Consider the following 20,673-nt stretch of genomic DNA (forward strand, 5'->3'; position numbering starts at 1 on the left):
GGCACTTTCAGATCTATTCGGTCGATCAGGTCGTGGGCTATCAGCAAGGTCAGGCGCGTGAACGTGTGTATCAGCCGTTCAGCATGTTCCGTCACGACGGACGCGGCGCGCAACTAAGCTATCGCACCACGCTCAAGCGCGCAAACGTCGAACGTGGCAGCGATGTATATCTGTCGCTGAACTATCCGCCGTCTGAAATGCCGCTGGCGGAGACCTTGTCGATTCGCGTCACGTGTACGAATCGTTCGTTACCCGAAGGATTGAAGCCGGGCGATATCAACGTGCCGACCAGCACGTCGCCCGATCAGATGAGTTTCACCAATATCCGCGCGATCACGCCTGCGCAGGACCCGCCCGCAGGCGAGGAATTGCTGTGGTGTCTGCTCTCGCATGTGTCGCTGAATCTGCTCTCGCTGGCGAATGCGGACAATCTGCGCAAGCTGCTCGGGCTGTATGTTTTCACCGGCCGGCAAGGGCCGGAAATGTCGAATCGCCGCCGCATAGAAGGCATTGTCGATGTGACTGCGACGCGTGAATCGCGACTCGTGGGCCGTGGCGGCATGCAGCGCGGCCAGTTGATTCGTATTCGTTGCCGTGAGGACCATTACGCCGGGATCGGCGACCTGTATCTCTTCGGCTGCATGCTCGAGCGATTTTTTGGCGATTACGCCGGCATCAATTCCTACACGCGCGTCGAACTCGAAGACACGCTTTCAGGCACCGTATTCACATGGCCTCCGAGACTCGGGCAACAACCGATGCTGTAAAGGCGTTACTTCTCACCAATGGTGAGAAGTACTCGTACTTTCAGGCCATCCGGCTGCTGCGTCTGTACGACCGGCACACGGGCCTGAATCAGGAAAATCTGCGCGTTCGTCCGCGGCTCGGACTGGGCTTTCCCGAGAACGATATCGACCGTATCGAGGCGATGCCCGAAGGCGGTTATCGCATCACCGCGAACTTTTTCGGCCTGTACGGCGTGGCCTCGCCGCTGCCGACGTATTACACCGAAGACCTGTTCGAGGAACAGCGCGAAGGCAATCACGTCACGCGCGATTTCCTCGATATCGTGCATCACGCGCTGTATCCGCTGCTTTTCGATGCGTGGGCGAAGTATCGCGTCGAGCAGCGCATTGTCGAAGACCGGCACGAGGCATCGCTCAATCAGTTGTATGCGTTCGTCGGTCTGCACGATGCCGACATGCGTGCCGATCTGCTGCCCGGCAGCGCCGAATTGCTGCGTTATGCTGGCCTGTTCAATCAGCGTCCGCATTCGGCGCTAGGCCTCAAAACCTTGCTCGCCGATGCCTTCGCACCTTCGCAAGTGAACGTGGTCTGCGGCGTGATGCGCGCCGTGCCGATTCCCGCCGATCAGCGTTGGCAACTTGGCATGGGCGAAAGAAAGCTCGGCGAAGACGCGTGGCTCGGCAGCGAGATCGACGACTACCAAAGCACCATCCGCATCGAATTCGCCGATGTACCGCAAACCCTGTTTCATCAGATGCTGCCGGGCGGAAGCGCGCATGCGCGCCTGCGCTTTTTCACACGCTTCTATCTGACCGATCCGCTCGATGTCGAAGTGGAACTGCAACTGCGTCACGACGAAGTCAAAGCCGCGCGCACGGGTCGCGGCGCGTGGTCGCGTCTCGGCTTCGACACATGGCTCAATCCCGGCGAGGCAACGCTGCCGACGCGGGTTCACTACGCGCTTTAACTGCATAGGACTACGAGGAAAACAATCATGCTGCTGGTCGAACTCAAGCCCCTGGTGGGCCGCCTCAATGGCTTTTGCAAACAGGCGCTGGAAGATGGCGTCGGTCTGTGCGTGTCGCGCGGTCATTACGAAATCACCGTCGAGCATGTGCTCGTCAAACTGTTCGATGAACATCAGGCCGATATCGCGCTGTTGTTGCGTCAGCACGATATCGATGCCGCGCTCGTGCAGCGTGCGGTCAATCTCTCGCTCGAACAGATGAAGACCGGCAATGCGGGACGTCCCGCGTTTTCGCCGCTATTGCTCGAAATGCTTCAGGATGCGTGGCTGATCGCATCGGTGGATCTGCAGGAGCCGCGCATTCGTTCGGGCGCGGTGTTGCTCGCGTTTCTCGCGCGTCCGACGTATTACGCAACCGGCGATTACGCCGCGCCGCTGCGCGCGTTGAATCGTGAATCGCTGCTGCGTTCGTTCGATGCCGTCTGTGGCGGCTCGGTCGAAGCAGGCACACGCGAAGCCTTGGGCGATGGCGTATCCGATGCCACCGCATCGCCGAGCGGCGACGGCAGCGCGATTGCGCGCTTCTGCGAAAACTTCACAGAGAAGGCACGCGCGGGCAAGCTCGATCCGGTCTTCGGACGCGATGCCGAGATTCGCCAGATGGTCGATATTCTCGCGCGCCGCCGCAAGAACAACCCGATCTGCGTCGGCGATCCGGGCGTCGGCAAGACGGCGGTGGTCGAAGGACTGGCGCTGCGCGTGGTCGAAGGCGATGTGCCGGATTCGCTCAAGGACGTGACCATCATCGGTCTGGATATGGGCTTGTTGCAGGCAGGCGCGAGCGTGAAGGGCGAGTTCGAGAATCGCCTCAAGGGTGTGATTACCGAAGTGAAGGCATCGGCGAAACCGATCATTCTGTTTATCGACGAAGCGCATACGTTGATCGGTGCGGGCGGTCAGGCGGGCACTTCCGATGCAGCCAACTTGCTGAAACCAGCATTGGCACGCGGCGAGTTGCGCACCATCGCTGCAACCACGTGGGCCGAATACAAAAAGTACTTCGAAAAGGACGCGGCGCTGGCACGGCGCTTCCAGTTGGTCAAACTCGATGAACCGGATATCGCCACCGCAACGCTTATTTTGCGTGGCCACAAAGAGAAATACGAAGACGTGCACAAGGTCGTGCTGCGCGACGACGCCATCGTGGCCGCAGCGGAATTGTCGAGCCGCTACATCATGGGCCGTCAGTTGCCGGACAAGGCCGTCGATCTGCTCGATACCGCCTGCGCACGCGTGAAGGTTTTGCAAAGCGCCAAACCCGACGTGCTGGAAAACACCGAACGCCGCATTCAGGCCTTGCAGCGCGAGAAAAACGGCTTGCAACGCGATGCCGACAATCAGCAGCCGGTGGACTACGAACGTCTCGGCGCGATCGATGAAGAACTCGCGAAATACGCCGTCGAAGCCGATGAATTGCGCGTCGTGTGGGAACGTCAGCGCGAAGCCGCGCGCGCCTTGCTCGATGCACGCGCCGCGCGGCATGAAGCGAAGGCAGCGGGTGCATCGGAAGATAGGTTGATTACCTTGTCGCGGAACATTACTTCGGCTACCGAAGCATTCAAGGCGGCGCAAGGCACGCAACCGCTGGTGCATATCGATGTCGATCCTGACGTGGTCGCGCGCGTGATTTCGGACTGGACCGGCATTCCGGTCGGCAAGATGCTGCGCGATCAGGCGCAAAGCGTCATGCGCATGGCGGACACGCTGAAGGCGCGCATTCGCGGTCAGGATCATGCAATGGATCAGATCGCCGAAGTGCTCAAGACCGCGAAGTCGGGCCTCAAAGATCCGGAGCAGCCAATGGGCGTGTTCCTGCTCGCGGGTCCGTCGGGTGTCGGCAAGACGGAGACGGCGCTTTCCGTTGCGGACATTTTGTTCGGCGATGAGAAATCGACCACGGTCATCAACATGAGCGAGTTTCAGGAGAAGCACAACGTCAGCCGTCTGATCGGTTCGCCGCCGGGATATGTCGGTTATGGCGAAGGCGGCGTGCTGGCCGAAGCGGTGCGTCAGCGTCCGTATTCGGTCGTGCTGCTCGACGAAGTGGAAAAGGCCCATCTCGATGTGATGAACCTGTTTTATCAGGTCTTCGACAAGGGCATGTTGTCGGATGGCGAAGGCAAGGAAATCGACTTTTCGAATACGGTGATTTTCCTGACGTCGAATCTCGCGACCGATGTCATCACCGAAATGACGGCGGGTGAAGACAAGCCCGATGCGGCCACGCTCTTGTCCGCCGTGCGGCCGATTCTGTCGAATCATTTCAAGCCTGCGCTGCTTGCGCGCATGACGGTGATTCCGTACTTCGCGCTGGCGACGGACGCGCTCGCGGGCATCGTGCGTCTGAAGCTGGACAAGATCGTGCGGCGGCTCGCGCACAACAACAAGATGCGCTTCACGTATAGCGACGCGGTCGTGGCGCAGATCGCCGCGCGATGCACGGAAGTGGAAACGGGCGCACGCAATATCGACTTTATTTTGCGTGGCACGGTTCTGCCGATGATGTCGCAGGAAATTCTCACGCATATGGGCGGCGAGGCGGCGCTGAGCGGCGTCGAACTCGATGTCGATGAAACCGGTGAGTTCGTGGTGCGCCTCGTCGATTGACGACGGTTACATCCGTAACGCTGCCGCCGGTTTTTGAAACAGCGCGGTAGCGGCGGCGAGCGAGACTGACGTCAGCAAGAAAGCGAACGAGCGTGAACGAAAGCGAACGAAAGCGAACGAAAGCGACAAGATAAGAGGAACGCCGAATGACACCAGAGCAACTCAAAGACGCGCTGGCCCGTGACCCGCATATCGCCGATGTCGATCTGAGCGGCATCGACCTGTCGGGTCATGACTTGTCCGGCAGCCGTTTCACGAACGTGTTGCTGAAGGGCGCGAACTTGTCCGGCGCGACGCTCGCGGGCGCGGCCTTTCAACAGGTCGATCTCGCAGGCGCGAATCTGACGCGCGCAAAAGCTGCGGGCGCGACGTTCACGCGGGTCGATCTGCGCGCGGCGAATGCGGACGGCGCGGACTTTTCGGGCGCGCATTTCAATGCCTGCGATTGTTCCGGCAGTTCGTTCACCGCCGCGCAATTCGGCCGCGCCGATGCGTACGGTTGCCTGTTCACCGGCGCGGATTTCTCACGCGCCACGCTGTTCCGCTGGACCGCGATGGACACCGATCTCGCCAGCGCGAAACTGGCGGGCGCGTCCTTGCGCAATGCGTATCTGAAGGGCGCGAATCTTCAAGGCCAGGATCTGCGCAGTTGCGACCTGACCATGACGATTCTCGATGCCGCGCAGCTTCAGGGCGCGAATCTCGGCGCGCTCGCACTGGACCGCACGAGCTTTATCGGCGCGCGGCTCGACGGCGCGAATCTGGCGGGCGTGAAAGGACAGTACGTGGCGCTGCTCGACGCGCAGCTTGCGCAAGCGGATCTGCAAGGCGCGCGCTTCGAAATGTCGGATGCGAGCGGCGCGGATTTTTCCACCGCACGCGCCGATGGCGTGCAGTGGGATCGATCGGTATTGGGCAAGACGGTTTGGCAGCGGGCGTCGCTGAAGAACGCGCGGTTTATCTACTGCGATCTGTCGCATGCGGATGTGTCCGGCGCGGACGGTTCGCGCGCGGATTTGAGCGGTTCGAACGGGCACGCGCTGAAGCAGGACAACACGCGCTGGGACGGCGCGAATCTGAGCGGCCTGCATCGCACGGACGAAGCGCTGCTGGCGGCGGAACAGTGGCGCGCGCAATGACAAACGCAATGAGCACGCAACACAGCATTGAATAAGCGGAGCGAATCATGAAGCACAACAACCTGGTTCCGATGATGCGAACCGGCAACGAGGAAGCCGTCGGTCTCGTGTATGCGACCGTGACCGGGCGCGCGGGGCCGTGGTATTTCCTGAGCGCCGCCGATGGCTCCGCGGAACGCGCGCTGCGAGCCGATAGCTGCCTTATCGCGCCGGACTGCGGCGACTCGGTGCTGGTCTGCCGTGGCGGCGCGAACGTGGCGGCTTACGTGCTGGCCGTGCTGGCGCGCGCCGTGCCCAATAGCGCCGAACTGTTGCTGCCGGGCGGCGTGGCGCTGCATGCGGAGCAAGGCGGTTTGCGGATCGATGCCGCGCGCATCGGCATGAACGCGACGGGCGAGGTGAGCATCGGTGCGCCGCGCGTGGCCGTGGAAGGCGTGGTCGGTGAGATGGCGTTCGATCGCATGAACGCATCGATCCGCGAGACGGATGCGCGGCTGGGCATCGTGCGGACGGTGGCGCAGCAGGTCACTTCGACGGTCGGCCGGCTGGTGCAGAAGGCGCGCACGAGTTTCCGCTGGACCGAAGATATCGACGAAACGCGCGCGGGCCGAGTGCGTATGCAGGTCGAAGAGCGGCTGCATATCACCGCGCAACACGCGAGCGTGCTGGCCGAAGGGCAGGTGCGTATCGACGGTGAAAAGATCGATCTGGGCTAGGAGAGCAACTATGTTCGCAGTCACCAAAGCGGCGGGGCAGTGCATGGGCGTGCCCGACGTCTGCAAGACGCCCGCGCCGCCCGCGCCGCCGATCCCGATTCCGTACCCGAATATCGGCATGCCGATGCTGGGTAATCCCGCCACGACCAAGGTGATGGTCAGCGGCATGCCCGCGCTCACGACCGCCTCGCAGATTTCCATGAGCGACGGCGATCAGGCGGGCGTGGCGGGCGGCATCGTGTCGGGCCGCGTGATGGGACCGGTCGCGTTTCCGCTCGGCAGCCTGTGCGTGATGCTCGAAGGCGCGCCCGCCGTGCGGCTCGGCGACATGACGGAGCACAACGAAGGAAATATCGTCGGCTCGGTGCTGGCGCCGAGCCAGGCCATCGTCATGGTGATGAGCTGAGAACGGCTCGCGCCCGTCGCCCTGAACCGGCGCACGACCAGTTACAAGGAAAATATTGTGAACGCACTGACTGACAAGGTACTCGCGAATCGGCGCTTCGACTTCCGATCCGCCGCGCACGATGCCGGCAAATTCGCCGTCGTCGAAATGGAAGGCTTCGAGGCGATCTCGCAACCGTTCCGCTTCACGCTGACGCTGGTGTCCGACGATCCATCGATCGATTTCGACGCCATGCTCAGGCATCCGGCGACGTTCCTGATCTATCCGCCCGATGGCCGCGACAGCGTGCCGTATCACGGCGTGCTGGCCGAGTTCGATCAGTTGCATCGCGCCGATGGCTACGTGTTCTATCGCGCGGTGCTGGTGCCGCGTCTGTGGCGTCTGTCGCTGTATCGCATCTCGGAGGTGTATCTCGACGAAATGCCGATTTCGGCCACGCTCGAACGCGTGCTGAAAAACAGCCAGCTCACCGATAACGACTACGCGTTCAGACTGAGCGGCGATTTCGAGCGCAATGGCGCGTACCGGCCGCGCAGCTTCGTGTGCCAGTTCGAGGAAACGCATCTCGATTTCGTGTCGCGCTGGCTCGAAAACGAAGGCATGTATTACTACTTCGATCACGACGCGGGCGGCAAGCTGATCGTGGTCGATGACCGCATCATGCACGACGCGAATACGGTGGACGTGGACTATCGCCCGGACGACCAGATGGACACCGGCGTGTCCGGCCGCTCGGTGCGCGACTTCGTGAGCCGTCAGAAGCCCTTGCCCAAAGAGGTGATCCTGCAGGAGTTCAATCACCGCAAGGCGTCGGTGCCGCTGAAGATCGTCGAGAGCGTGTCCGACGACGGTCTGGGACAAGTGATGCTGTACGGCGAGAATTTTCGCGGTGAGACCGAAGGCCGCCGCTATGCAAAGCTGCGCGCTCAGGAGATCGTCTGCCAGGGCCGGGTGTTTTCGGGCGAGGCCAGCGCGGTCGGCTTGCGCAGCGGCTACTTCGCACGGCTCGCGGGCCACTATCGTCAGGATTTCAACGATACGTATCTCGTCACCGAGATCCATCATCGCGGCACGCAGGCGGGCGCGCTGCTGGCGGGCGTCAATAGTCCGTACAGCACGGGCGGCGCGGGCGGCGAGACGTCGTATCGGAACAGCTTCCGGGCAATTCCCGCAGGCGTGCAGTCCCGGCCGCCGCGCACGACATCGAAGCCGCGCGTGGCCGGCACGATGACGGCGTTTATCGACAGCGAGGGTTCGGGCCAGTACGCGGAACTCGACGAGTTCGGCCAGTACAAGGTGCAGTTGCCCTTCGATCTGACCGACAAGAATCCCAACAAGGGTTCGGCGCGCGTGCGCATGGCGACGCCTTATGCGGGCAGCGACCACGGCATGCACTTTCCGCTGCACAAGGGCGCTGAAGTGCTGCTGTCCTTTACCGATGGCGATCCGGACCGGCCGGTGATCGTCGGCGCGGTGCCGAATTCGGAGAATCGGAGCGTGGTCGAACAGGCGAGCGCGCACGAGAACCGCATCAACACGGCGGGCGGCAATCTGCTGCATATGGGCGACAGCCAGGGCAAGGAAGTCATGTGGCTGCACTCGCCGTTCCATAACAGCACCATCGGCCTCGGTTCGATCGATCCGAAAGGCGGCGGCAGCATCTGGAGCAGCACGGCGGGCAACAGCGAAACCGTGACGCTCGGCACGTCCAACGCGACCAGCGTCGGCGGCAAGAACACGCTGACGGTCGGTACGGCGACCACGCTGACGGCGGCGGTCAACAACAACGCCACGCTAGGCGCGACGCTGGCGATGTCCGCGGGCATGAGCATCACGTGGAACGGCGTGCTCGCCGGACTGCCCAAGCCTGCCGTGGTAGGCGCGTTGGCGGGAGCTGCGGCGGGTGGCGCGGCGCTCGCAACGCTCGGCGCGACCTCGACCAGCGACGGCGGATCGCCGGTCGCGAACGGCGTTATCTCCGGTATAGGCGGCGCGGTGGCCGGTGCCGGGATCGGGGCGGCGGCGGGCGCAGCGGGCGCGGGAAGCTGGCTGTCGCCTTCGGTGCAGTCATTGACGATCGACGACTCGACGGGCATCACGCTGAATCAAAAGCAGAACCAGCGCGCGGTGGAGAAAGTGACGCTGTCCGGCGGTCAGATGCCGCCGGTCACGGTGACCGTGAACGCGGTCAAGACCGGCGTCAAGATCGCGGCCAGTACCGCGCTTGCTGCGCAGGCGGCGCTGGCGATTTCATCGACCTATAAGGCGTATCAGGCTGCAGGAGCCAAGGACGGCGCGTGGACGCCCAACACCACCGGATTGCTGGATGCGCAGTACGCGCTCGGCGGCGCAGAGGCGCTCGGCGTGTATGGCTTCATGCAGTATGCGGCGCGCTCGCTCGCCACCACGCTGAACACGGAAGCCGCCTACGTGAGCAACGCCACGCTCGGCAGCACGGGTATCAATCTCGGCGTGGGGCTGGAAGGCGTGGGCGCGAAGATCGCGATGTCCACGAGCGATCTCGGCATCACCGGCAATATCGGTTTGAACGTGGGTCCGAAGGGCGCGCTCTCGAAGGTCACGATGACGTCGATGGGTATTGCGATGGCCGTGGCGGATGGCGCTGCCGCGAAGGCGAATCTGAGCGCCAGCGGCATCTCGCTGGCGACGCCGTCGAAGCTGGAGGCATCGGGCGGCGATGTGTCGGTGACGGGCATCGCCACGGCGACGGTGAAGGCCCCGGCCGTTAGCGTGGAAGCGGCGGGCGAGTTGTCGATGGAGGCGGTGGCAGCGGCGAGCCTGAGCGGCGCGTCCGTCTCGGTGCGCGCCACGGCGGATGTGGTCATCAACGGCGCGGGCGAAGCAGTCCTGCGCGGCCTCGGACCGGCGACCGTGAGCGGCGCTTCCTTGCTGCTGTACGCCGATTCATGGGTGGCCTGCACCGGCAAACTGATCCAGCTTGGTTAATCGATGAAAGTCTTCAAACCGCTCGATATGGCGCTGCTCTACCGCGCCTTCCGCTTCGCCCGGCGCGATTCCCTCGCGCTGAGTCTGATGGCGTGTTTCCGCTTCGATACGCCCGGTGGCATCGAAGGTCTCGTGCCGGAGAACGAAGTCTGGCCGCTGGTCGCGCAGGCGCTCGGCCAGAACGGGATTCTCGATCAGGGCTATCCGAAGCCAGCCGGTGAATATCTCGTGTATGGCGCGGCCTGCGCCCCGCACGGTGCCGAAGTCGAGCAGATGCGCGTGAGCGCGCGCGTGGGCGGGCTGTCGAAATCGCTGATCGTCAGCGGCGACCGGCACTTCGGGATCGGCGGGATGGTGTCGAGGCCGGTGCCGTATGCGCGCATGCCGATCACGCCGGAGACCGCGTTCGGCGGCGCGGACTGGGCGGCGAATCCGCTGGGCAAGGGCGTGGCATCGGCGGCGCAGGATGGCGGCACGAAGCACGCGCTGCCCAATGTCGAATACGAAACGCAGCGCATGCTGGGACGCGGCGATCGTCCGGACGCGGCGGGTTTCTGGGCCGCCGACATCATGTCGCCGCAGCGGCGCAAGTATCTCGGCACGTGCGATGAACGCTGGGTCGCGACCGACTGGCCCCATCTTCCCGCCGATACGCGCCAGCAGTTCTTTATGAGCGCGCCGTCCGATCAGTGGCTTGCGTCGGGTTATTTCAAAGGCGACGAGCCGTTCGAGATTCAGGGCATGGATGCGCGGCGGCCGCTGTTGCAGGGTCGCCTGCCGGGCTTGCGCGCCCGTTGCTTCGTGTACGGTCCGGTGCCGGGTTCGGATCAGCCGATGGTCCGCGAAGTCGAAGCGCGGCCGGAAACCGTGTGGCTGTTCCCCGAGTTCGGTTGCGGGATCGTGCTGTATCGCGCGCTGGCGTCCGTCACTGATTCCGATGCAAGCGATGTCACGCATATGCTGGGCGCGTGGGAAACGCTGGCATCGACGCCGTTGTCGTTCGAGCACTACCGCGACCAGTTGTTCGACAGCCTGAAAAAAGCCGTCGATACGCCGCCCGCCGAACCTGTCGCTTTAGCGGCTGCGCCTGCGCCCGAGTTGCCGGCAGCGCCCGAGATGCCCGAGCTGCCCGCGGTGCCCAATCCCATTTCGAAGGAAGCGGCGCAAGAACTGGCGCAGGTCGAATCGATGACGGCCGATCTGAACCGTCAGACCGACGCCTTCATGAGCAAGCACGGCCTGACATCGAAAGATCTCGAACCGTTCCTGAAAGTCGATGAACCGCCCGCTCCGGTAAGCCTCGCCGAGATCGAACGCATGACGGCGGCGCAGAACGCGCGCACCCGCGCGTTCATGGAAACGCACGGCCTCACCGATGCCGACCTCGCGCCGCTCCTGAAAGCCGCCGAACCGGGCCCTGAGCCGAGTCTCGCCGAATTGCCGGCGATGGCCGCGAAGATGCAGGACGCCACGCGCGAAATGCTGAAGAAGGCGGGTATGACCGAGGCCGAAGTGCCCGGATGGCTGGCGTCGAATCCGGCGACCGCCAACCTCGCGGCGCTGCCCGCGCCGGGCACGCCGCTACCGGCGATCGATCCGGCCGCGCTCGCCGCGCTGGCCGCGTTGCCGAAGACGCCCGACATGCCGTCCGCGCCTGAATTGGCCGCCCCGTCGTTGCCCGAACCGGTCATCGCGCAACTCACGCGCGAGCAGGTGATCGCACGGCACGCGGCAGGCGAGAGCCTCGCGGGCTACGACCTGTCAGGCATCGATCTGTCCGCGCTCGATTTGTCCGGTGCCGATTTTTCGGCGGCGCTGCTCGAAAAGACGTCGTTCGCGAAAAGCACGCTGCAGGGCGCGAAGTTCAGGCAAGCCTTGCTCAAGGAGACCGACTTCGGCGGCGCGGATCTGCAACGCGCCGAACTGATCGAAACGAGCGGCGGCGGCGCGAAATTCGCCGAGGCCGATCTGCGCGCGGCAAAACTGATGGCCGGTGATTTTTCGAAGGCCGATTTCAGCGCCGCACGCCTGGGCGAGGCGCGGCTCGATCGCGCGCAATTCAGCCAGGCGAAGATGGCGGGCATCGACGCATCGGCATGTCAGGTCCATGAGACTCAGTTCGATGCCGCCGATCTGACCGGCGCGAACTTTCGCCACGCCTCGCTGGATCGCGCGACGTTCCGCGAAAGCGTGCTGAGCGGCGGCGTGTTCGAAGGCAGCAACTGCGAGCAAGTGGTTTTTCACGGCGCGCAGGCGCAGCAGACCCAGTTCACCGGCGTGAACCTCGCGGGATCGCGTGCGCAGTCGGCCTGTTTCGACGGCGCGCAATTCGCCGATGCCAACCTTAGCCGCGCGAACTGGCAAGGTGCTCAACTGCGCGGCGCGAATTTCGCGGGCGCGCTGCTGGATCACGCCGATTTCAGCGATGCGCAAGCCGTGACGGCCATCTTCCGGCGCGCCTCGGCGCAGGGCGCGAAGTTCGCGAAGGCCGACCTCAGCGGTGCCGATCTGAGCGGCATCAATCTGTTCAAAGGCTCGTTGCGCAAGGCGCGCTTCGATGGCACGCGGCTCACGCATGCGAATCTCTACGGCGTCAATTTCGACGAAACGCAACCGACGCTCGCCGCCGTCGAAGGCTCGAATATCGAGCGCACGATACTCAAATTCCGGCCACCGGTCGTCTGAGAAGAAAGGATGTGGGCATGAGCACCAAAACCGTCTGGATCACCGCTTTCGATAAAGAAAAAGACGCCGCGCGCGTCGCCGCCCTGTCGCAATTGCTCAAGCGCTACGGCCTGGCCACGCAAGGCCACTTCTGGGTCGATGACCCCGAAAAGCTCGCCTGGCGCGCAGGTCTCGACGCACTGAACGCGGCCCGCGCCGACCTCTGGCTCATCCTCGCGGATCAAGCCTCGCTCGCCAAACCATCGATCCGATACGGCTTGTCGGTATTCGCCGCGAGTCTGCGCGAAGCACGCGGCCAGGGCTTTCCGATCGTGCTGTCCGGTACGGCAGGCGTCGAATCCGCGCCCCATATGCTCGCGAACGCCACCGTGCTCGCGGAAAACAACGCCGTGTGGCCTGCGAAAATGGTCGCACGCGCGAATCTCGTCAAGCCGGGCGAGCCGATCGATTACCGCTTCGAAGTGGTCGGTGAGGAACAACTCGGCCAGTGGTACGCCATCGGTCCGCGTGAAGGCGAATGGCAGGGCGTGGTGTTCGGCGTTCATGGCGGCGGCGCGCGCATCGACTTTCAGGCGGTCGGCCCGCGCGGCAAGCTGCCGGAAAAGACCGTGCTCGAATACGCGCAGGAAGGGCTGACGGTGCAGGTCGGTGAACGCGAATTCGGCGCGTGGGCGGTGCGCAATCGTCTCGGCCCCGACGATGTTTATTACGCGCGCGTGAAAGGCGTGCCCGAATCGATGCTGTTCATGCCCTATACCGACGACAGCGAAGCCAGCGCCACGATCCTTCGGCTCTCCTGAAACGCCGGCGCCGAATAACGCCGAATAACGCAGGAAATCAGCCCTTGTTCGCCGCATGAGCGTGGACCGTTTTTCCGCAGAATGGCACCACGGCAAATTGAAGGGGCATCGGCAATGGAAGGGGCGGTAGCAGCGCGCGGACGCTTGATTGAACGATGTGGACGATGGCTCGCACTGACGTGCGCGGCAGGCGTGACGCTCGTGCTCGGTGCATGCGGCAGCGCGCCGCCGAAAGACCCGCTCGCCGATGTCAACTGGAGCTACGCGACCGACGCCGTGGTGTTCGAGATCGTCGCCGATCCGGGCCTGAATCAGTACGACGGCCAGTCGCACACGCTTTTGCTCGGCGTCTACGAAACCGCCGATGCGCAGACCTTCCGCACTCTCTCCGCCGACCCGAACACGCTGATCGAAACCATGTCCACCGGCAAGGTTCCGCCGACCTTCGCGCAGTTTTCGCGCTATGTCGTTGCGCCCGGCCAGCATTCGTATCTGATTCTCGATCGCGCGCAGAACACGCGTTCGATTGGTCTCGCCACCGGCTACGCGCAGTTCGGCGTGACCAACGCGGTGCGCCAGTTCGACGTGCCCGTGATTACGCAAACGAAGGGCTTTATCTTCCGCACGCACACCAAATTGCCCGGACCGCTCGTGGTGCGGCTGAATCTGGGCGCGCAGGGCATTCTCAACGCCGAGATACAACCCGGCGCACTCGATGCCGCGACCATCGCGCGGGCGCAGCAACTCGAAGGCGGCGGCAAGGAAATTCGTTTGACCGGCACGGCCAATGCCGCCAGCGGCGTAGTCGGGGCCGCGAACACACAGGACACGCCGTTGCGCAAGCTCAGCAACTAGCACCTCAGAACATCAAAACATCAGCCTGGCGAATCGAATCGAACTGCATCGTATGGACCATAACAAGGGCATTTACTGGTATCAGGGCATGTTCATGCAGCCGCAGCATTTTCAGCTTGCGTCGCTGCACGAACAGTTCCGCAACAAGCCTGTCTTCGAGACGGGCTTGCCGCATTTCTGGGGCGCGGGCGCGCTCGAACTCGCGACCGGCGCAATCGCCAGTCAGACCATTGAAGTGCGTTCGGCGCGGCTGATCTTTCCGGATCGCACCTACGTGGAATATCCGGGCAACGCGGTGCTTGCGCCGCGTTCGTTCGATGCCGCTTCCATCGGTGAAGGGCGCGCGCTGACCGTCTATCTCGGCGTGCGCAAGTTCGCCGCCGAAGGCAACAACGTGACGATGTGCGATTCCGCCGATGCTGCCGCCAACGTGCAGACGCGCTTCGCCAGTCTCGAACAGGCCGCAAGCGTCCCCGATCTGCATTCGGACGGTCCCGCCGCGCCCGTGCACACGCTCTTGCACGTGCTGAAGATTTTCTTCGAAGGCGAGACCGCCAATCTTGCGCAGTACGATCTGATTCCGATCGCGCAACTCGCCCGCATCGGCGATACGGTGACGTTATCGGAGCGCTATATCGCGCCGGGTTATGCGCTGTCCGGCTCGGACGCGCTGTTGCGCATCGTCCGCGAGATTCGTGACGATGTGGTTGGCCGCGCGCATCATTTGCAAGAGTTCAAGAATCCGCGCGAATTGCAGAAAGCCGAGTTCGATCCCGGCTATATGACGCTGCTGCTCGCCATGCGCACGCTGTCGCGCGCAGCGCCCCGGCTCGTGCATCTGACGCAGACGCCGAACGTGCATCCGTGGCACGTGTATGGCGAATTGCGCAGTTTAGTCGGAGAACTAAGCGCTTTTTCGGAACGCTTCGATATGCTCGGCGACGCGCAGGACGGCACGCCCGGTCTGCCCGCTTACGATCACACCGACCTGTGGAACTGCTTCTCGCGCGCACAGGCGCTGATCGGTTTTCTGCTGGGCGAAATCGCCATCGGGCCGGAACATCTCGCGGTGCTGGAGTATCGCGATGGCATGTTCGCGGGCGATCTGCCGCGCGCGTTTTTCGATCGGCGCAATCGCTTTTATCTGGTGTTGCGCACGGATCAGCAGCCGTCCGCGCAAGTGGTCGATGGCGCGCTGCATGACGCGCGTCTCGCCAATGCCGCCGATGTCACGCGTCTCGTGGCGCACGCGTTGCCGGGACTCGAACTGATCCATATGCCGAACGCGCCGCAAGGCATGCCGCGACGCGCATCGTCGAATTATTTCCGGATCGAACAAGTGAGCGATTTGTGGGACGCGGTCGAGCGCGACGAGAATATCGCGCTGCAATGGCCGGACGCGCCGCAGGATTTGCGCGCGGAAATCGTCGTGCTGCGGAGATAGCATGATTCTCGCCGACCATCTGATTCCGCTGTTTGCGCAGGTCCGCGCGTTCGCCCAGTCGCCATCGGGCGATGCCGCCAGCCTCACCGTTCAACTCGATGCGGCCATCGCGGCGGCGCGTCAACGTGCGCATGACGCGGGCGTATCGCAGGCCGATATCGACGAAGCGCTGTTCGCTTTCAGCGCCTGGGCCGACGAACTGTTGCTGACCACGCGCTGGGACGGCGCGGCGCAATGGCAGCGGCATCTGCTGCAACGCCGTTATGCGAACGTGAGCAATGCGGGCGTGCTGTTCTACGACCGTCTCGCGCAACTCACGCCCACGCAATTGCCGGTGCGCGAAGTGTTCTTCATGTGTCTGGCGCTCGGCTTCGGCGGGCGTTATGCGTACGACCGCAACCAGAAGACGCTCACCGATATCCGCCGCACCAATCTTGCGATGCTGCTGCCCGAAGCCGATCAACTCGGCGCATCGGCGCGGGCGTTTCTGTTTCCCGACGGCTACGACGTCGCCGGCGATGAAGCGCCTTCGTCGCGCCGCACCGCGCGCACCCGTCTTGCCACGCGCTTTACGCGTTTATCGCATTTGTCGTGCGGCAAGATCGCGGCCATCCTGTTACCGCTGTTTCTGCTGGCGGCGTTGTACGGCGTGTATCACACGGTCGTCGCGCAGTCGGTGGACTTGCTCGTGGCGCAGATCCATCTATGAAAACGCTGGGCACCGTATTACTTTGGCTGTTGACGCTGATCGTAGTAGGACTGATCAGTTGGGGCGTCGTGCTCTATTTCGGCTGGCCGTTGTGGGTCGCTCTGGCGATTTTCGTCGGCGTGTTTGCGCTGTTCTTCTTCGCTTTATTCGTACGTCGAATGATCGTGATGATGCGATCGCGCAGCCGGCTTGCGAAGCAAAGCAAGGCGCTTCATGTCGCGGTAGCGGCGGAGTCGCCGGAGACGCTGTTGCGCCGCAAATGGAAGACCGCGATCGCCACGCTGCGCCAGTCGAATCTGCGCAGCAAGGGCGATCCGCTCTATGCGCTGCCGTGGTTCATGGTGGTCGGGCAATCGGGTACGGGCAAGACTACGGCACTTACGCGCGCGCGGTTGTCATCGCCGATACAGAAGATCAGCCAGCAGGCGAGCATCGGTCAGACGGTCAATTGCGACTGGTGGTATTTCGACCGCGCGGTGGTGATCGATTGCGCGGGACGTTATGTGCAGTCCGAAGATATCGAGCAGGACAGGCGCGAGTGGGAACTCGGGCTCGATTTACTCGGGCGATATCGTCCGCGCGAAGGACTGGACGGCCTCGTGCTCGCGGTGAGCGCCGACCGTTTGATGTCGCCGGACGCGGATACTTTTGCCGATGAAGGGCGCATCGTGCGGGCGCGTATCGAACAATTGATTCGCATGTTCGGCAAGCGCTTTCCGGTGTATGTGCTGGTGACCAAGTGCGATCGTCTGTACGGCTTCGAAGAGTGGGCGAAAACGCTGCCTGCCGAAGCGCTCGATCAGGCCATGGGCTATCTCGCAGAAGAAAGCGACACGAGCCAGTCGGGTGAAAGCGCCTTCGTCTCGCGCGCATTCGATTCGATCGGCGCGCGTTTGCAGGCCTTGCGACTAGCGCTGGTGTCGCGCACGGCGCAGCCATCGCCCGAACTGCTGACGTTCCCGAACGAACTGGAACAATTGCGCGCGGGCCTGACGATGTTCCTCGGCACCTGCCTTGCCGACAGCCCGTATCTCGAACGTCCGCTGTTGCGCGGCATCTTCTTTTCCAGCGGCCAGCAAGAAGGCGGCGCGATGTCCGCGCTGATGGGTTCCGTGCTGCCCGCCACGCCTGCGCACGCGAGCAATACGGCGGGCGTGTTTCTGCACGATTTCTTCGGGCGCATTCTGCCGCAGGATCGGCATGCGGCGAAGCCGACGGTGCTGGTGCACCACTGGCGGCGCGTCACGCAGAGCGTGGGTATCGTCGCGTGGATATTGCTGCTCGCAGTGGCCACTATTCTGTTGTCCGTATCATTTGCGGGCAACAAGCAAACGCTCGATATGGTGCGCAGCGCGCGGCCCGATCAGGTCGCGCTCAACGGCAACCTGTTCCACGATGCCGCCGCGCTCACGTATTCGAACGACGTGCTCATTCAGGTCGCGCAGAACGATCGGCGCTGGATGTCGGGACTGCTTGGCAATGGCGCGGGACTCGCCGCGCTCGAAACGCGCCTGCATGAAGTGTTCGTGCAGCAGTTCCGTCAGGCGATCCAGCCTGCCGCCGATCAGAGTCAGCAGATGGCGTTGATGTCGGCGAGTCAGACGGGACAGCCGGTGGAACAGGCGCGACAACTGTTGAATCTGGCGCGCTCGATTTCGCTGTTGCAGGCGCGTCTCGATGGTGCCAGCCGCACCGCGCTCGAAGCGATGCCGCAGCCCGTTTCCACGCCGCTGTATCCCGCGCAACTGAATGCGCAACTCAATCCGCTGACGATCTCGTATCTTGTCTGGTCGCCTGCCGATGCAGCCTATCTGCGCGATCGTCTGAAAGATCAGCGCACGATGCTCGATCAGGCCGTCGCCGCTGATCCGCAACTGACCTGGCTGGTCGGACTCGTTCCGGACGATGGTTCGGTCGCGCCGGTTCGTATCGCTGATTTCTGGGGCGGAAGCGTATCGACCGATATCAACGCACGTACGGCTCGGGGCAGCGTGACCGGCAGCGTGACGGGGACGAGCGCATCGGGCGCGACCGTGGCCGCGGCGTACACCGTCGCAGGCCGACAGGCGCTCGACGCGTTGGCCAAGCAGATTCGCGATTCAGTTAGCGATCCAGATCAATTCGATAAACAACGCACGGCCTTCGATGGCTGGTATCGCACGCAGCGCGTGGCGGCGTGGCAAAACTTCGTCGAAGGCTTCACGAGCAGTCCGGTGCCGTATTCGGGCGAAGCGGGATGGCGTTCGGCGTTGGGTATCGTCAGTGGTCCGGCAAGCCCGTATTTCCGCTTGATCGCGCGTCTGGGCGAAGAGTTCGAAGGCGAACGCGCCGATGCGCCGCTGCCCGGCTGGCTGGTGCTTGCGCGCCAGTTCCAGCAAGTGCGCGAACAGGCGACGCGGATGGGCGCGGCGAATCAGGCCGTGAAAATGGCGGGTGCGATCAACGCGGTTGGCGCATCGGCGATCAAGGATGTGCTCGCGGGCGCGCCGCAGCGCGGCGGCCAGACGGTCGCGAACAACCTCGGCGCGGTCGATGCGACCACGCAATATTTAGCCAACCTGAACAAACTTGCGATCGATAGCAGCACGGGCAGCGGCAAGGCTTATCAGCTCGCGGCGGATTATCAGCAGTACACGTCGAGCGCGCAGGCGCAGCCGTCGGAGATGATGAGCGTACTCCAGCCGCTGACGCAGTTGCGCGGACTGATCGGCACCGGCGATGGCTCGGACCTGCTGACATGGCGATTGATTCGGGGTCCGTTCGATTTCATCGCGTCGTATATCGAACAACAGGCATCGTGCGAATTGCAGCACGATTGGGAATCGGGCGTGGTGTTCCCGTTGCAGGGCGCAACGGACAAGAGCGCGGCCATCGACCAGTTGTTCGGCGCGAAAGGCGCGGTGTGGGCCTTCGCGGATGGCGCGGCCAAGCCGTTCCTCGTGCGCAATGCAAGCCGCTACGATATCGTCGATACCCAAGGCTTCCGTGTGCCGTTCACGTCATCCTTCGTGCCGATGCTCAACGGCGCGTACGGCCGGCAAGTGGCGCAGGCGCAATCCGTCGCACGCACGGCGGCGGACAAGCAAGCGCAGCAATTGCAGGCGCAGCGCGCGCAACTCGATGCGCAACAGCAACTCGATCAACTCGATCGCGCGCTGGCCGCTGCGAAGACTCAGGCCGATGCGGCCCGTGCGCTTTCGGTGCCGCTGACCTTGACGGCACAGCCCACCAACGTCAACGCCGATGCGCAAGCCAAACCGTACGCAACGATTCTTACGGTGCAGTGCGCATCGGGCGTGCAGACGCTGAATAACTACAACTTTCCGGTCAGCACCAGTTTTGCGTGGACGGCGGGGCAGTGCGGTGATGTGCGTTTGCAGATCAAGATCGGTAATCTGAGTCTCAATCGCAATTATGCGGGGCCTCTTGGTGTCGCGGCTTTCCTCAAGGATTTCGTCGATGGTCAGCGGCAGTTTGTGCCGAGTGATTTTCCGGCGAGCGAAACGGCGTTGCGAGCGCTCAATGTGCAATCGTTGACTGTCAGCTTTGCCGTTACCGGCGGTGAGCAGGTGATCGATGCGGCGCGCAGCATCAATCAATACGATGCCTTGCAGAAGACTACCGCGCAGCAGAAGCAGCAGATTCAGGATGCGCAGGCGCAGCGGCAGCAGGCGAGTATCGCGGATCAGCTTGGTGGGTTGAATCCGCCGTTGCCGGGGGTGCCGCCGTTGCCTTCTTATCCGGCTTTGGCTGTTGTTTCGCCGGCTGTTTCGCCTGCGGCGGTGAGTTTGAGTGAGGTTGGGTTGCCTGGGGCGGTTGGGATGTGTTGGCGGGGGCAGGGGGCTTCGGTTTTGATGACTGGGATTTGAATTATCGGTGCTTGCTTTTGGTTGTTGTGCTTTTGATGCAGTAGCCGCCTCCCCGGCGGGAGGTAACTTTCTTTGCGTTGGCCTTGGCATGCTGAACAAACGCAACGTAACATTTCTTGACAAGACTGTGTTAGAGGCCCGCTATGCTGTTTTGACCACTAATCTGAGTGGCACCAAAAAGCTGGAGATGGGTCTTTGGAAAATAACAAGCATAACGAATCTATAGCGTCTGTCAAAATTGCATTAGAGAATGGCACGAAGTATTTCTTTGCGACACTTGGTTCGCTCACAGAACGTGGCAAATGTGTCACACGTGCAACGGGTACATGGACGATAGCGGGTCACCAACTCGCGCGCGTTGGCGATACCGTGACCTATGACGATGGTAACGAAACAACCATCATTAATGGCGCTGGCGCGGCAGCCGTGAACATTGATCGTTCGGTAGCGTTGATTGGTAGCAGCCTGAACAACGGCGACCGGATTGTCGAGTCTCTTCAAGAACGAGCGGGCCTATTTATCGGCCACGGTCGCGTTATTTCTGGTCTGTTCGATCCTGGCTATGTTGCGCCGGATTACGCTGCGGGGGCTGCATGACCGATCGGTTAGTCGCCAAAGGTGACTTGACAACGACACAGGGGCGCGTGCTCGGCGGTTCCTCTTCTTGGTACGCTTCGAACGGTCAGACGCTGGCCCGACGCA

At 62.9% G+C, this 20,673-nt stretch carries 14 protein-coding genes; all 14 read left to right on the forward strand.

Annotated features, from left to right (window positions below; translation table 11 throughout):
- Nucleotides 1–767 (forward strand): type VI secretion system baseplate subunit TssF (locus P7F28_RS26740; RefSeq protein ID WP_277187853.1); only part of this gene is annotated, 767 nt, incomplete at its 5' end.
- Nucleotides 731–1,714: a type VI secretion system baseplate subunit TssG gene (gene tssG / locus P7F28_RS26745; protein WP_277187855.1), complete on the forward strand. Its 984-nt coding sequence runs from the start codon at nucleotides 731–733 to the stop codon at nucleotides 1,712–1,714. The genes P7F28_RS26740 and tssG, both read left to right, overlap by 37 nt.
- Before the next feature lie 27 nt (nucleotides 1,715–1,741).
- Entirely contained in the window at nucleotides 1,742–4,381 is a 2,640-nt protein-coding gene (gene tssH, locus P7F28_RS26750; RefSeq protein WP_277187857.1) for a type VI secretion system ATPase TssH, read from the forward strand.
- A 146-nt stretch (nucleotides 4,382–4,527) separates the two neighbouring features.
- Nucleotides 4,528–5,520, forward strand: coding sequence for a pentapeptide repeat-containing protein (locus tag P7F28_RS26755; RefSeq protein ID WP_277187859.1), 993 nt, complete (start codon nucleotides 4,528–4,530; stop codon nucleotides 5,518–5,520).
- Between the two features lie 47 nt (nucleotides 5,521–5,567).
- Nucleotides 5,568–6,236 carry a DUF3540 domain-containing protein gene (locus P7F28_RS26760; protein WP_277187860.1) on the forward strand — a complete coding sequence of 223 codons (669 nt, stop codon included), beginning with the start codon at nucleotides 5,568–5,570 and terminating at the stop codon, nucleotides 6,234–6,236.
- 10 nt (nucleotides 6,237–6,246) lie between these two features.
- Complete coding sequence (locus P7F28_RS26765; protein ID WP_277187861.1) at nucleotides 6,247–6,642, forward strand: DUF4150 domain-containing protein; 396 nt, start codon at nucleotides 6,247–6,249, stop codon at nucleotides 6,640–6,642.
- A 57-nt stretch (nucleotides 6,643–6,699) separates the two neighbouring features.
- Nucleotides 6,700–9,609, forward strand: a complete 2,910-nt coding sequence (locus tag P7F28_RS26770) for a type VI secretion system tip protein TssI/VgrG (RefSeq protein WP_277187863.1) — start codon at nucleotides 6,700–6,702, stop codon at nucleotides 9,607–9,609.
- Nucleotides 9,610–9,612: 3 nt separating this feature from the next.
- Nucleotides 9,613–12,294, forward strand: a complete 2,682-nt coding sequence (locus P7F28_RS26775) for a DUF2169 domain-containing protein (protein WP_277187865.1) — start codon at nucleotides 9,613–9,615, stop codon at nucleotides 12,292–12,294.
- A gap of 17 nt (nucleotides 12,295–12,311) precedes the next feature.
- Complete coding sequence (locus tag P7F28_RS26780; RefSeq protein WP_277187866.1) at nucleotides 12,312–13,094, forward strand: hypothetical protein; 783 nt, start codon at nucleotides 12,312–12,314, stop codon at nucleotides 13,092–13,094.
- A gap of 144 nt (nucleotides 13,095–13,238) precedes the next feature.
- On the forward strand, nucleotides 13,239–13,949 hold the full coding sequence (locus tag P7F28_RS26785) for a type VI secretion lipoprotein TssJ (RefSeq protein WP_277187867.1): 711 nt from the start codon (nucleotides 13,239–13,241) through the stop codon (nucleotides 13,947–13,949).
- 52 nt (nucleotides 13,950–14,001) lie between these two features.
- The gene (gene tssK, locus P7F28_RS26790; RefSeq protein WP_277187869.1) at nucleotides 14,002–15,393 is read left to right on the forward strand and encodes a type VI secretion system baseplate subunit TssK; all 1,392 of its coding nucleotides are present in this window, start codon (nucleotides 14,002–14,004) and stop codon (nucleotides 15,391–15,393) included.
- A 1-nt stretch (nucleotide 15,394) separates the two neighbouring features.
- On the forward strand, nucleotides 15,395–16,102 hold the full coding sequence (locus P7F28_RS26795; protein ID WP_277187871.1) for a DotU family type IV/VI secretion system protein: 708 nt from the start codon (nucleotides 15,395–15,397) through the stop codon (nucleotides 16,100–16,102).
- Complete coding sequence (locus P7F28_RS26800) at nucleotides 16,099–19,971, forward strand: type VI secretion protein IcmF/TssM N-terminal domain-containing protein (RefSeq protein WP_277187873.1); 3,873 nt, start codon at nucleotides 16,099–16,101, stop codon at nucleotides 19,969–19,971. Before P7F28_RS26795 ends, P7F28_RS26800 begins: the two co-directional genes overlap by 4 nt.
- A gap of 195 nt (nucleotides 19,972–20,166) precedes the next feature.
- A complete protein-coding gene (locus P7F28_RS26805) occupies nucleotides 20,167–20,568 on the forward strand; it encodes a PAAR domain-containing protein (protein WP_277187875.1) in 402 nt (133 codons plus the stop codon).
- Nucleotides 20,569–20,673 lie beyond the last annotated feature (105 nt).

The organism is Caballeronia sp. BR00000012568055, assembly GCF_029439455.1.
GTDB lineage: Bacteria > Pseudomonadota > Gammaproteobacteria > Burkholderiales > Burkholderiaceae > Caballeronia.

Coding starts and splice junctions, on each gene's coding strand:
- tssG (WP_277187855.1), top strand. CDS start 731: ATGGCCTCCGAGACTCGGGCAACAACCGATGCTGTAAAGGCGTTACTT.
- tssH (WP_277187857.1), top strand. CDS start 1,742: ATGCTGCTGGTCGAACTCAAGCCCCTGGTGGGCCGCCTCAATGGCTTT.
- P7F28_RS26755 (WP_277187859.1), top strand. CDS start 4,528: ATGACACCAGAGCAACTCAAAGACGCGCTGGCCCGTGACCCGCATATC.
- P7F28_RS26760 (WP_277187860.1), top strand. CDS start 5,568: ATGAAGCACAACAACCTGGTTCCGATGATGCGAACCGGCAACGAGGAA.
- P7F28_RS26765 (WP_277187861.1), top strand. CDS start 6,247: ATGTTCGCAGTCACCAAAGCGGCGGGGCAGTGCATGGGCGTGCCCGAC.
- P7F28_RS26775 (WP_277187865.1), top strand. CDS start 9,613: ATGAAAGTCTTCAAACCGCTCGATATGGCGCTGCTCTACCGCGCCTTC.
- P7F28_RS26780 (WP_277187866.1), top strand. CDS start 12,312: ATGAGCACCAAAACCGTCTGGATCACCGCTTTCGATAAAGAAAAAGAC.
- tssK (WP_277187869.1), top strand. CDS start 14,002: ATGGACCATAACAAGGGCATTTACTGGTATCAGGGCATGTTCATGCAG.
- P7F28_RS26795 (WP_277187871.1), top strand. CDS start 15,395: ATGATTCTCGCCGACCATCTGATTCCGCTGTTTGCGCAGGTCCGCGCG.
- P7F28_RS26800 (WP_277187873.1), top strand. CDS start 16,099: ATGAAAACGCTGGGCACCGTATTACTTTGGCTGTTGACGCTGATCGTA.